The organism is Marinobacterium marinum (assembly GCF_013868415.1).
Classification (GTDB): Bacteria; Pseudomonadota; Gammaproteobacteria; order Pseudomonadales; family Balneatricaceae; genus Marinobacterium; species Marinobacterium marinum.
On record NZ_JACEMT010000041.1, the window covers coordinates 23,397 to 35,576 of the forward strand.

Here is a 12,180-nt window from a genome sequence, read left to right on the forward strand (position 1 = left end):
GGCCCCCATCAGGGGGCCCCTTTCTCGGGAGAATAACCATGGCAACTGTATCCCTGATTCCCTCCGGTTTTTTGGCGCTTATGCTGTCGTCATCCGTATTGGCAGATTGTATACCGGATATTGAAGCCCAATGTGCCGGTGCCAACCTGAATGGGCGTGACCTCTCTGGCCTGGAACTTGACCGCATCGATTTGAGCGGTGCCGATCTGCGCTATGCTGACCTGCGTCATGCCGACCTGAGAGGCGCCAATTTGAGCGGTGCCGACCTGAGCTATGCTCTGCTCAGCCGCGCCAATCTGGAACAGGCCAACCTCAGAGGCGCTACCCTGGACTACGCCAACATGGTCGCCGTGACCGGTTGGGCCATGCATGCTCAGGGCGCGTCCTTTAGGGAAACTCGACTGGATGGTGCCAACCTGTCTTTCGCCCGACTGAGCAATGCCGATTTTCAATCGGCGGTTCTGTACGCCACCAATCTGGAAATGGTGTGGGCAACCAAGACACGCTTTATCAACTGCAATATGCGTAATGCCAACCTGCAGGAAGCCAAACTCAATTCGGCCAACTTGCAAGGCGCTGATTTGCGTGGCGCCAGTATTCGTTTTGCCACTTTCCAGGGAACCTATATGGAGTCATGCAAGGACTGTCCTACTGACTGGATGATTCCCAAACATCCAGTCACCTCCAGGTAAAAAACCTTTCTCACTAAGACCCTGCCCGTCCGTCATGCTCGGATATACCCCCACCCCTGCTGCTGGCGGTGGGCAAGGTGCTGTACCGCTGCCGGTACCACACCAGCCCCCTTTGGAGCCGTTAGCTGCTGATTTTCCAGACTGTTGCGGCACAACATCAACCGTGGCAGCAAAATTGTATCGGTTATATCGACAGCCATCGCCACGGCAGGGCCGTTCACCACCAGCTCTATCTCCGCATCCGGTTCCAGCTTGAGCAGATTACGCACATTGGCCTGGGCCCTGCCCAATGCTTCAGGCGTGGGGGCGTGAATAACAATCTTCAAATTATCCATGATCAGTGTTCCTGTAACAGAGTATATCGGCCTCGCGAACAGCATGCCCGGTTGCATTTCTGCCCATGCCCATCACCACAGCCGAGAAACCTCTGACGATATCACAATCACCGTCACTGACCGAGAACGGGCTGTCAGGCCAAACTGCCCAGTTTCAACACACCACATTGAATGGCCACATGCACCAGCTCCGCCGTCGAGGATACCTGCAATTTATTTTTCAGCAGGGTGCTGTGGTTGGATACGGTTTTAACACTGATACAGAGCTGCTCCGCGATGATTTTAGGGGTCAGCCCTCGCGCCAGCATGACAAAAATTTCGAATTCGCGCTGTGTCATGCCTTCCAGGCGTGGGTCAACCCCGCCATTGCGCTGTACCGCCAGACGCGTTGCCAACTCATGTTCAACATAGGGTTGTCCAGCCAGAACCTTACGTACCGCTTCCAGTAAAACCGCCGGACTGCTGCCTTTGGTAATATAGCCCAGTGCACCCGCGTCCAGGGCCTGCTGTACCATCGGCAACTCGTCATACATACTGAAAAACAGGATGCGAGCGGTACTGTCACGCTGCAGAATGCGCCTGGCCGTTTCAATACCGCTAATATCGGGAAGGTTGATATCCAGCACCAGCGCATCGGGTCGGTGCTGTTGCCAAAGCGTCAAACAATCCCAGCCACTCGAGGCCTCCACGATTTCACACTCATCCAACATGGTGGACAGCAGACTCGCATAGCCTTGTCGTACCACCGCATGATCATCGGTCAACAACACTTTCATGATTCGGATCTCATCGTTTCAGGGCCAACAGGCAGCTCAAGCAGCAGTTTCATACCGATTCCGGCAATGGATGACAACGTCAACTTGGCTTCCATGTAGCGCGCTCGTTCATGCATGGAGCGCATACCAACGCCTGGTCGCGCACCAGTACTCATGCCTTGCCCATCATCCGCCAGGCTGACTTGCAGGGCATCACCCTGCCGGTCGATACGAATATCGACCCGTGTCGCTTGCGAATGGCGCGCCACATTATTCAGCCCTTCCTGTAACAGGCGATACAGGTGAGTTGAGGTTTCATCATCCAGCAGGGGTAAAGCCTGAATGTTCAAACAGCACTCAATACCGCTGCTGTGCTGCCACTGCTCAATCAGGCTGCGCAAGGACTCCTCCAACCCCAACGGTTCCAGAATGACCGGGTGCAGACTGCGAATCAAACGTCGAAAGCCCTGCTGCATCGCTTCACAGTCATTCACAATACGAGGGGCCGTTTTGGCAACCAGCTCCGGCTGATCCGCCACCTCGCCGATCAGATATGCCTGGGCTCTAATACCGGTCAAATACTGGCCTAAGTCATCGTGCAGCTCACGCGCCAGATAGGCACGCTCTTTTTCCTGCAATGCCATTAACTCGCGCGTCAAATGCCGATTGTCGGCCTGCTCTCGTTCAAGCGCCTGCGCCATACGATTAAAATGGCTGGCCAGCCGGTTGGCCTCAGGCACAGAATAGGACTGCAAACGCGCCGTAAAGCACCCTTTTTGAACCTGATCCAGCGCCGCCAGCACCTGGCCAAAAGGCCGCATGCCTTGCGCAACTCCCCAGGTAATAGCGCCGATCGACAGCAGCGCCCCCGCACAAAACAGCATCAACACCTGAAGTGCGGACTCCCACACCTCTTCCAGTTCGTCTTCCGGGTCTGCAATCAGCACCAGCATCTGCCCGTCAGGCAAGGCAATACGGCGCTCGATACGCGGTATCGTATCGGGCCAGACCCAGTGTGCAAACCATTCCGGAACCTGTTCAATACTCAGTGCCGGCGGGGAAACACCGGCCGGCAGCCTGAACAGCTTCAGGTGGCGCCAGTCGGTCGTCAATAGTGTTTTCAGGTCATCAGAGGTCCGACTCATATGACGAACCAGAGGATCAGCAACCGCCATTCCGGCTTCCAGCTCTCGCTGGATATCCACTTCCGCCTGCCGCATCAACCCAAACAGGCTCAATAGCAGGGCCAGCATGAAGGCGCCTGCGACCAGAATATTGAGTCGAACAACTGCACGCATGGCCGATTCTCCCGTGCTATCGAACGCTGAAAACGCCTTCCATACCCTTGCTTTCCAGGCCACTCATATAGAATCGGAACTCACCCGGTTTGATCGGAACGAAATACAGCTCGGCTTCACCTTCCTGCTCAAACTCCAGCTCCGTCAATGCCACTGCCTTGATCTCCAGGTCACCCGCTTCCACCTTGCGCAGGTAGATGGACGAGAAAAACTCAGGCGCCTTCATGGCATATTCCTTAAGACCGCTGGAGATGACTTTCAGGCGATACGCCTGTCCCGTTACCAACTCATAGCGGCTCTGCGACAGAGCATAATCCGTCACTTCACTACCCAACACCAGATCGGGCAAGCGCTCCGGGCGTGTCGTCAGATCGCCTTCGGCAACAGCTGTGGGGGCGATGGCTGTACCAACCGCCATTACCAGGGCCAGACTCAGATTTCGGATGGTGGGTTTCATGGCTCTTTCCTGTTCTTGTTGTGATATTTACCCACCATCCTAGTGAGCACTACCCTCAAAAACATACTACTTCGGTACTGATTGTTTGAGACTTTCTGAATATTTAAACCCTCGGGCTTACTCCCTAAGCTCAGCCTGTAACACCTCATAACAACGATAACGCCCGAGTGTGACCCGATGAACAAGCTGCCCCGACTGCTGTATACGGCTGCCCTGACAGTCCCCTTGACGACCAACGCCCTGGCGACCTCACTGGAGATCGAAATCGGCTATGTCGGCTTCGAACCCGACCATGGCCCGGTGCTTTCCAACCTGCTGCCCGAACCTGCCGATACCGGATTCAAGGGGGTTGAACTGGGCATTCTCGACAGCAATACCACCGGACGTTTTCTCAAGCAGCATTACACACTGCGTGGCCTGAGCACCGACAAGGCAGACGAAATCGTACCGGCCACACGCACCCTGTACGATCAGGGAGTTCGGCTGTTTGTACTCAATCTGAATCGCGAGCAGCTGATCAATGTTGCGACCGCCTTGCCCGATGATGCACTACTGATCAACGCTGGCAGTCAGGACAATCGCTTGCGCACACATGATTGCATTCCCGGCCTGCTGCACAGCATGCCGTCCCGCGCCATGCTGACCGATGCTCTGGCGCAGTGGCTGGCTAAAAAACGCTGGAATCGATGGCTTCTGCTGGAAGGACAGACGCAGGAAGACAAAGCCTATGCCGACTCGCTCGCCCGCAGTGCCCAACGTATGGGAGCGGTCATCGTGGCACGCAAGCAATGGAGTTTTGATACCGATCTGCGCCGTACCGCCCAGCAGGAACTACCGCCGTTCACCCAAACCAGCGAATATGACGTTGTCATCGTGGCTGACGAGCGAGGGGATTTTGGTGAATATGTCCCCTTCAATACCTGGCTGCCGCGCCCGGTCGTCGGCACTCAGGGCATGTCACCCGTTACCTGGCATCGCGTTGTGGAAGCCTGGGGAGCGGCGCAATTGCAGAGTCGCTTTAGCAAACTGGCCAACCGGGACATGTATGGTGGCGACTACGCAGGCTGGGCAGCCGTTCGCACTCTGGCCGAAGCCGTCACCCAAACAGGCAGCATCGATCCGGCCAACCTGCACCGTTTTATTATGTCCGAACAGTTTCAACTGGGAGCCTTCAAGGGCCGCAAGCTGACGTACCGTTCCTGGAGCGGGCAATTGCGCCAGCCCATCCCCCTGGTACACCCTCGTGCGCTGGTGTCTCAGTCACCACAAGAAGGCTACCTGCACCCTGTTACCGATCTCGACACGCTGGGCTTTGACCAGCGTGAAAGCCAGTGCTCAGTCAAAGGAGACTCCTGATGCCTAAGCCCCCCTTCCTTAAAACCCTGCTGATCGGCGCCCTGCTGGCCAGCCCCATGACTCAGGCCGCGACCGCTTACGTCTCCAACGAAAAGGACAACACCCTGTCCGTGATTGATCTGGAGACACTGGAGGTGACCGACACCATTGACGTCGGCGAACGGCCACGAGGCATCGCCTTGTCCAAGGATCACAGCAAGCTTTTCATTTGTGCCAGTGACTCCGACACAGTACAGGTCATGGATCTGGCGACACAGCGTATCATCGCTAATCTGCCATCGGGAGAAGACCCTGAACAGTTCGCTCTACACCCGGATAACCGGCGTCTTTATATCGCCAACGAAGATGATGCACTGGTCACGGTTGTTGATACCGACACCCATGAAGTACTGGCCCAGATCGACGTAGGTGTCGAGCCTGAAGGCATGGCCGTCAGCCCCGATGGGCGCTGGGCCGTCAATACCAGTGAAACCACCAGTATGCTTCACTGGATCGATACCGAAACACATGAACTGGTTGACAACACACTGGTGGACCAACGCCCTCGTCATGTCGAGTTTTCGCATGACGGAAGTGTTCTCTGGGCGTCGTCCGAGATCGGCGGGACCGTTTCCATTATTGATGTTGACAGCCGACAGATCTCCCAAAAGCTGAGCTTCCGGATTCGCGGCATCCATCCTGACAAGATTCAGCCCGTAGGTGTCAAATTATCCGCCGACGGGCGCTATGCCTTTGTTGCTCTGGGCCCTGCCAACCATGTTGCGGTTGTGGATGCCCGGTCCCATGAAATTCTGGACTATTTGCTGGTGGGCCGGCGAGTCTGGCATATGGAGTTCACCCCCGACCAGAAATATCTTCTGACCACCAACGGGGTCAGCGGCGATGTCTCGGTCATTGATGTCGATGCGATGAAAGTCACCAAATCAATCAAGGTCGGTCGCTACCCCTGGGGTATCGTGACTCTGGACTGAAACAGGAGGCGCTCATGGGGCTTGAAGTGCGTCAGCTCGGCTTCCGATACGGTCCACGCCAGGCACTGGATGATGTCAGCTTCACTCTGGCTGCTGGTCAATTGAATGCTCTGCTGGGGCCCAATGGCGCGGGCAAAAGTACGCTCTATGCCCTGCTGACCCGGTTGTTCAGTCTACAAAAGGGCGAGATACGACTGGATGACGTGTCAATAACGCACCCATCCAGCCGGCTCAAGCAACGTCTGGGGGTGGTCTTTCAGCAAAGCACTCTGGATCTGGACCTGAGCGTGTTGCAAAACCTGGAATATCACGGTGCCTTGCATGGCCTGACGAGCCAACACGTGAACCGGGCCGCCACCGAATTGCTGGAACGGCTGGATCTGGCCGATCGGCGGCACGACAGTATCCGCAGTCTGAACGGCGGACACCGCCGCCGGGTCGAAATTGCACGCGCCCTGTTGCACGGTCCTTCCATCCTGTTGCTGGACGAAGCCACGGTCGGTCTGGATACAGCCGCTCGCCAGTCTATCAACCGGCTGGTACGTGAACTCTGTCACGAACAGAGCCTGACCGTGCTCTGGGCCACACATTTGATTGAAGAGATCGACTCGGACGACCCTGTTCTGGTTCTGCATCAGGGACGCCTGCTCGCCGATGCGCCCGCTCATGTCATCTGCCACAAGCAACAGACCCGAACCCTGGCCGAGGCATTCGAGAGGATGACCGAACTCAAGGAAAGCCGCCGATGCATTTAGCTGCCTGTATGATTGCCCTCAAGGGGATTTTGAAACGAGAGTTCCTGCGTTTCATTCACCAGCGCACCCGCTTCCTGAGTGCTCTGGTCCGCCCGTTACTCTGGCTTCTGGTTTTCGCCACCGGGTTTCGCGCAGCTTTGGGGGTTTCCATCATTCCGCCCTATCAGACCTACATCACCTATGAAACTTACATCCTGCCCGGCCTGTGCTGTATGATTCTGCTATTCAACGGCATGCAAAGTTCGCTTTCAATGGTATACGACCGTGAAATGGGTAGCATGAAAGTACTGCTCCTGAGTCCGCTACCCAGAAGCTGGCTGCTGTTCTGCAAGCTGATTGCCATCGCCCTGCTCTCACTGGCTCAGGTCTATGCTTTCATTGGTCTGGGTTTCCTGGTGGACGTCACACCCCCGATCATGGGGCTGCTGACAGTTTTGCCGGCCCTGGTTCTGACAGCATTAATGCTGGGCTCCATCGGCCTGTTCTTGTCATCACGCATTCGTCAGCTGGAGAATTTCGCCGGGGTCATGAATTTTGTCATCTTCCCCATGTTCTTCATGTCATCGGCGCTGTATCCATTGTGGAAAATGCGCGAGTCCAGTGAATGGCTGTATTGGATCTGCAACGTCAATCCCTTTACCCATGCCGTCGAACTGGTGCGATTTGCTCTCTACACCGAACTCAACCTGTCAGCACTGCTGATCACGACAGGCACCACCGCTGTTTTTATGGTTCTGGCTCTCTGGGGGTTCAGGTCCGAGCAAGTGGCCAGAAGGCACTGAGCCACCCTCTTGCCCTTGGCATTTACTGGCGTCAGGTCAGCATATGCGTCATCAGCGCTCGCAACTTGCCCGGTTTGACGGGCTTGTTCAGTACATGCACAGCCGCCTCCCTGAATGCTCGGCGGCTGTCATCACTACGGTCAGCCGTCAACATCACCATCGGCAATGCCTCGCGTCCGGTGTCATTTAGCCAGGTACGCAGCTCCAATCCTCGACAGCCCTCATCCAGATGGTAATCAGCCAGCACCAGGTCCAGAGCGCGCTTGTCACAGGCTGCACGCGCCTGTGACAGGCTTTCGGCCAGCACCACATCACACCCCCAGCCTGCCAGCAAGGCCTGCATACTGACCAGGATCGCCGGATCATTGTCCAGCACCAGAACACGCTTGCCCGTAAACCCGCAATCATCACTCACCCGGCCCAAGCTCGTCCCCGGTTGGGGTTGTGCCGGCGGTACTGTCAACGGTACGCAGATTTCAAAGCAGGAGCCCTGCCCGACCACTGAATACAAACCAAGTGGGTGGTTCAAACGACGCGCAATACGATCCACAATGGCCAGGCCCAGCCCGACACCGCCGCGACGCGACAACTTCTGATGCAATCGGCAAAATTCCTCAAACACGGCAACCTGTTTGTCGGCCGGTATGCCGCTTCCGGTATCCAGCACCTGAATCGCCAGCATGCTGCCTCGTCGACGAAACCCCAACAACACGCCACCTGTTTCGGTATAACGGAAGGCATTGCTGAGAAAGTTACGCAGGATACGTGTCAGCAGGCGGGGGTCACTGGCAATCCAAAGCGAACGGCTGCGTACACGAAACGTCAAATTCGACGCCTCGGCCACAGGCTCGAACTCCGACCTCAACCCCTCGGCAAGTCGCTCCACGGAAAAGCTCTGCACTTCAGGCTGAACCGCATCCTGATCCAGCTTGGATATATCCAGCAGATCAGTCAGCAGCTGTTCCGCCCCGTCCAAGGCCTGATGCACGCGGTCGACCAGCTCGGCTTCCGACAGCGGCAAGTTGCGCTCCTGTAAGGCAGCAACCAGCAGCCGAGCCGCATTCATCGGCTGTAACAGGTCATGACTGGCAGCAGCCAGGTAACGATCCTTACTCAGGTTGGCTTCTTCCGCCGATTCCTTCGCTTTCAACATTTCCTGCTCGGCCTGCTGCCGCGTTTCAACCTCCTGCAACAACCGCTCATTCAACTGCACCAGCTCGGAGGTTCGCTCCTCCACACGCTGCTCCAATTCCTCATTCATCGACAACATGCGGTGCTGCAGTTTTTTACATTCCGTAATATCAGCCACACAGACAATAATATCGGCTTCATCTCCCCGTTGACGCAGGAGTACACTCATGGAGACTTCAACGGCACTGCCATCGGACTTGCGCAATCGGGTTTCGTACAAGAACAGTTGATTGTCACTCATCAGACGTGCGGTCATCAGGTGAAATTCATGCTCACTGAACAGCAAATCATGGGCAAAATTGAGACCGGCCTCCATGCTGTCCTTATCGGGGAAGCCACAGATCCTGGCCAGCGCCCGATTGGCCTTGACGATGGTGCCGGTCAGGTCGGCCTGAAAAATACCATGCAACGCGTTATCAAACAGCCACTTATAGCGATTGCGTTCAGTTTCCAGTTCGTCGATCTTGTCGCTCAATTCCGGGTAATAGCTTTTCCGTGCCGACTGCCCCCCCAGCCCGATCAGGTGTTCTACTGTCAGTTCGCGGCCGTCATAGAGCTTCTTCATATACGGTCTCAACATCACGCCGGTTGGATTTGCGCGGATTGGTCAGGATGCATGGGTCTTTGATCGCGTTCCGGCTCAGGTAGGGTATATCGGTCAGGTCTACGCCCTGCTCGGCCAAAGTGTGTGGCAGGCCGACTTCACGCTTTAGTGTAATGACCTGCTGCATCAACCGACGCTTGATCTGGGACTGACTCAGCCCACGAGGATCAATGCCCATCGCCTCAGCTACGCTGCGAAATCGGTCCGGTGCAGACTCATAATTATAGTCGATCACATGCTCCAGCAGCATGGCGTTACACAGGCCATGCGGCAGATCCAAATAGCCTCCCAGGCTATGGGACATGGCATGCACGGCCCCCAGCACTGCATTGGAAAAGGCCAGGCCCGCTTTCATCGATCCCAGCATCACCTGTTCTCGCAGGTGTGCGTCATCCGGCTGTTCCACCAACAACGCCAGATGAGTGTTTATCATGCGCACCGCATCCAGCGCATGCATATCCGTCAAGGGGCCACTGGCGGTGGAAACGAAGGCTTCAATGGCATGTACCAGCGCGTCAACGCCGGTGCAGGCTGTCAGAAAGGTGTCCATCGTGCGCGTGGTATCCGGATCAATCAAGGCCACATCCGGCACCACGGACTTGCTGATAATGGACAATTTCATCCGTTCCTGCTGATTGGACAGAATGGCAAACTGGGACACATCAGCCGATGTCCCGGCAGTTGTCGGAATACAGATCATCGGCGGAATCGGGATGGTAATACGGTCCACACCCTCAAATTCGAGAATATGGCGTCCATGTGTACTGACAATGCCGATGCCCTTGGCACAATCGATCGGGCTGCCACCACCCACCGCAACTATGACATTACAGCCTTGTTCCAGATAGAGCTCAGCTCCCTGCGTCACCTGTTCAACCCTCGGGTTCGGCGACACATTGGCAAAGACAACCGATGGAATCTCGCGCTCCGCCAGCAGCTGTTCCACTTCACTGACCCAACCGGCTTGCTGCACCCCCGGATCCGTTACGATCAACACTTTGCGCGCACCGAAGGTCAACGCATAGTTGGCAACCGTCTTGCGTGCACCACTGCCGAAAATGATTTCAGGCGAAACGAATTTGCGGAGTCGTGAAACTTCACTCATGAACATGCCCTGCCTAGCCTGACCCCGATTCATCGTCGAAGCCTGATATTATTATTCAGCGCACGATTATACCGCTCCCCCCCACGACAGCCAGTGTACAAAGGGCTAGAAAATGCCACAAATTTGCACAATCTGTCCCGTTACCGCCACTTTGGTATTAGATACCATAGGGGGCAATAAATCTCGCCAAGGCAGCAGATCAAAGCTGCCCAAACTGCAGGATAATTGCTGCTATGGAACAGACATCTCCTCTCTATCAACATGTCGTGGTCGTCGGCGGCGGTGCCGGCGGACTTGAGCTTGCCACTCGACTGGCACGCAAGTACCGCCGCAAGGGCCTTAAAGTCACCCTGGTCGATCGCGAACCCACCCATATCTGGAAGCCCTTGTTGCATGAGGTCGCAACAGGCTCGCTGGATGCCGGTCTGGATGAGCTCAGTTACAGCGCACAAGCGCGCAGCGCCGGCTTTAAATTCCAGGTCGGACTGATGGAATCCATCGACCGTGAGCGTCAATGTATTCACCTTGCCGCTGTTACCGGCCAAAGCGGCGATACGCTGATGCCCGTACGCACACTCTACTATGACTACCTGGTCATGGCCGTGGGCAGTGTCACTAATGACTTTGGCGTCACAGGTGTGGCTCAACACTGCACCTTCCTCGATAGCCGCCATCAGGCCGAGACGTTCCGCCAGACACTGCTTGAAGCCTGCCTGAAAAACAGCAACTCTGATGATCAGCACCTGCGCATTGCAATCGTGGGGGCTGGCGCAACAGGGGTGGAGCTTTCAGCCGAACTGTTCAACACCGCTCAGGAACTGGCCGCCTATGGCATATCCAGACTGGATCGAAACCGTCTTGAAGTCACCCTGATCGAAGCCGGACCTCGTATTCTGCCAGCCTTGCCGGATCGTATTTCCTCTGCCGCCTGTCAGGAGTTGCAGAAACTGGGGGTTATTGTACGCCAGGACACCCGCATCACATCCGTAAGCGAAGCGGGTCTGACAACCGATACCGGCGAATTGATCAAGGCCGACCTGAAGGTCTGGGCAGCCGGCATTCGCGCCCCCGAATTTCTTACTCGGCTGGATGACCTGGAATATAACCGCCTTAATCAGCTGGTCGTCGGCCCTGATTTGCGCACCACTCGGGACAAGCGAATTTTCGCACTGGGAGACTGCGCCGCCTGTGCCCGTACCGATGGCAATGGCAACGTACCGCCTCGCGCTCAGGCCGCACACCAAATGGCTTCCTTCTTGTACAAGAATTTCCGCCATATTTTGAAAGAAACACCCCTGCCGGCTTATGAATACAAGGACTATGGATCACTGGTATCACTTAGCCGATTCAGCACCGTAGGCAGCTTGATGGGCAACCTGTCCAAAGGCAGTCTGATGGTCGAAGGCCGGCTTGCACGGCTGGTGTATGTTTCACTCTACCGCCTGCATCAACTGGCCATTTACGGCTACACCAAAACCTGCCTGATCGCATTGGTTGATCGCATCAACAAGGTCATTAGACCTCGCCTCAAATTGCACTGAACGCACATCCATTGCGTTGTAGCACTGAGCCTTGCGGTCCTTCGGGGCCGTTTTTTTTACCTGGCAGGCAGCCGATACAATCACCTCCGGAGTTGAACACAATGTGTACACTCCGGGCCGCTCGGCATAGGGCAATTCAAACGGAACCCCGCATTGCTCCCCAGCCCATTCAGGACTATTGTTCATATATGGATACACCGCATGACCCAGATCAAGATATTCCTTACACAAGGATTTGACATCAACAGGACGACCTGAGCCGCATGGAATGTCTTTTAAATGCAACAGACCGTAGATTGACTTTGAGGGGCATCACCATAGAATTCACGGCTGCGCTT

Annotated in this window: 12 protein-coding genes; 6 read left to right on the forward strand and 6 right to left on the reverse strand. The window is 55.8% G+C overall.

The features are described from left to right. Positions 1 to 38: 38 nt before the first annotated feature. Positions 39 to 692: a pentapeptide repeat-containing protein gene (locus H1S06_RS05270; protein ID WP_181737958.1), complete on the forward strand. Its 654-nt coding sequence runs from the start codon at positions 39 to 41 to the stop codon at positions 690 to 692. 32 nt (positions 693 to 724) lie between these two features. Here H1S06_RS05270 and H1S06_RS05275 read toward each other — a convergent pair whose 3' ends face one another. From H1S06_RS05275 to H1S06_RS05290, 4 genes are all read right to left on the reverse strand, one after another. Further along, entirely contained in the window at positions 725 to 1,027 is a 303-nt protein-coding gene (locus H1S06_RS05275; protein WP_181737960.1) for a DsrE family protein, read from the reverse strand. A gap of 134 nt (positions 1,028 to 1,161) precedes the next feature. Then, entirely contained in the window at positions 1,162 to 1,803 is a 642-nt protein-coding gene (locus H1S06_RS05280; protein ID WP_181737962.1) for a response regulator transcription factor, read from the reverse strand. Then, complete coding sequence (locus H1S06_RS05285) at positions 1,800 to 3,080, reverse strand: sensor histidine kinase (RefSeq protein WP_181737964.1); 1,281 nt, start codon at positions 3,078 to 3,080, stop codon at positions 1,800 to 1,802. Before H1S06_RS05285 ends, H1S06_RS05280 begins: the two co-directional genes overlap by 4 nt. 16 nt (positions 3,081 to 3,096) lie before the next feature. Then, positions 3,097 to 3,537: a cupredoxin domain-containing protein gene (locus tag H1S06_RS05290; RefSeq protein WP_181737966.1), complete on the reverse strand. Its 441-nt coding sequence runs from the start codon at positions 3,535 to 3,537 to the stop codon at positions 3,097 to 3,099. 177 nt (positions 3,538 to 3,714) lie between these two features. Here H1S06_RS05290 and H1S06_RS05295 point away from each other — a divergent pair, with 177 nt between their 5' ends. From H1S06_RS05295 to H1S06_RS05310, 4 genes are read left to right on the forward strand one after another with little or no spacing between them, the layout of a single operon-like run. Continuing rightward, the gene (locus H1S06_RS05295; RefSeq protein WP_181737968.1) at positions 3,715 to 4,893 is read left to right on the forward strand and encodes an ABC transporter substrate-binding protein; all 1,179 of its coding nucleotides are present in this window, start codon (positions 3,715 to 3,717) and stop codon (positions 4,891 to 4,893) included. After that, complete coding sequence (locus H1S06_RS05300; RefSeq protein WP_181737970.1) at positions 4,893 to 5,864, forward strand: YVTN family beta-propeller repeat protein; 972 nt, start codon at positions 4,893 to 4,895, stop codon at positions 5,862 to 5,864. Before H1S06_RS05295 ends, H1S06_RS05300 begins: the two co-directional genes overlap by 1 nt. 14 nt (positions 5,865 to 5,878) lie before the next feature. Further along, positions 5,879 to 6,619, forward strand: a complete 741-nt coding sequence (locus H1S06_RS05305; protein WP_181737971.1) for an ABC transporter ATP-binding protein — start codon at positions 5,879 to 5,881, stop codon at positions 6,617 to 6,619. Beyond that, positions 6,610 to 7,401 (forward strand): ABC transporter permease, encoded by a 792-nt coding sequence (locus H1S06_RS05310; protein ID WP_181737973.1) that lies wholly within the window; start codon positions 6,610 to 6,612, stop codon positions 7,399 to 7,401. The genes H1S06_RS05305 and H1S06_RS05310 overlap by 10 nt, the downstream gene beginning before the upstream one ends. Before the next feature lie 31 nt (positions 7,402 to 7,432). Here H1S06_RS05310 and H1S06_RS05315 read toward each other — a convergent pair whose 3' ends face one another. Together H1S06_RS05315 and ercA are read right to left on the reverse strand one after the other, a co-directional pair. Beyond that, the gene (locus H1S06_RS05315) at positions 7,433 to 9,157 is read right to left on the reverse strand and encodes a PAS domain-containing hybrid sensor histidine kinase/response regulator (RefSeq protein ID WP_181737975.1); all 1,725 of its coding nucleotides are present in this window, start codon (positions 9,155 to 9,157) and stop codon (positions 7,433 to 7,435) included. Continuing rightward, on the reverse strand, positions 9,141 to 10,301 hold the full coding sequence (gene ercA / locus H1S06_RS05320; protein ID WP_181737977.1) for an alcohol dehydrogenase-like regulatory protein ErcA: 1,161 nt from the start codon (positions 10,299 to 10,301) through the stop codon (positions 9,141 to 9,143). The genes H1S06_RS05315 and ercA overlap by 17 nt, the downstream gene beginning before the upstream one ends. A gap of 233 nt (positions 10,302 to 10,534) precedes the next feature. Between ercA and H1S06_RS05325 the strand changes: the two genes are divergently transcribed. Beyond that, complete coding sequence (locus tag H1S06_RS05325) at positions 10,535 to 11,842, forward strand: NAD(P)/FAD-dependent oxidoreductase (RefSeq protein ID WP_181737979.1); 1,308 nt, start codon at positions 10,535 to 10,537, stop codon at positions 11,840 to 11,842. The last annotated feature ends 338 nt before the right edge of the window (positions 11,843 to 12,180 follow it).

Coding starts and splice junctions, on each gene's coding strand:
- H1S06_RS05325 (WP_181737979.1), top strand. CDS start 10,535: ATGGAACAGACATCTCCTCTCTATCAACATGTCGTGGTCGTCGGCGGC.
- H1S06_RS05280 (WP_181737962.1), bottom strand. CDS start 1,803: ATGAAAGTGTTGTTGACCGATGATCATGCGGTGGTACGACAAGGCTAT.
- ercA (WP_181737977.1), bottom strand. CDS start 10,301: ATGAGTGAAGTTTCACGACTCCGCAAATTCGTTTCGCCTGAAATCATT.
- H1S06_RS05300 (WP_181737970.1), top strand. CDS start 4,893: ATGCCTAAGCCCCCCTTCCTTAAAACCCTGCTGATCGGCGCCCTGCTG.
- H1S06_RS05305 (WP_181737971.1), top strand. CDS start 5,879: ATGGGGCTTGAAGTGCGTCAGCTCGGCTTCCGATACGGTCCACGCCAG.
- H1S06_RS05270 (WP_181737958.1), top strand. CDS start 39: ATGGCAACTGTATCCCTGATTCCCTCCGGTTTTTTGGCGCTTATGCTG.
- H1S06_RS05275 (WP_181737960.1), bottom strand. CDS start 1,027: ATGGATAATTTGAAGATTGTTATTCACGCCCCCACGCCTGAAGCATTG.
- H1S06_RS05290 (WP_181737966.1), bottom strand. CDS start 3,537: ATGAAACCCACCATCCGAAATCTGAGTCTGGCCCTGGTAATGGCGGTT.
- H1S06_RS05315 (WP_181737975.1), bottom strand. CDS start 9,157: ATGAAGAAGCTCTATGACGGCCGCGAACTGACAGTAGAACACCTGATC.
- H1S06_RS05285 (WP_181737964.1), bottom strand. CDS start 3,080: ATGCGTGCAGTTGTTCGACTCAATATTCTGGTCGCAGGCGCCTTCATG.
- H1S06_RS05295 (WP_181737968.1), top strand. CDS start 3,715: ATGAACAAGCTGCCCCGACTGCTGTATACGGCTGCCCTGACAGTCCCC.
- H1S06_RS05310 (WP_181737973.1), top strand. CDS start 6,610: ATGCATTTAGCTGCCTGTATGATTGCCCTCAAGGGGATTTTGAAACGA.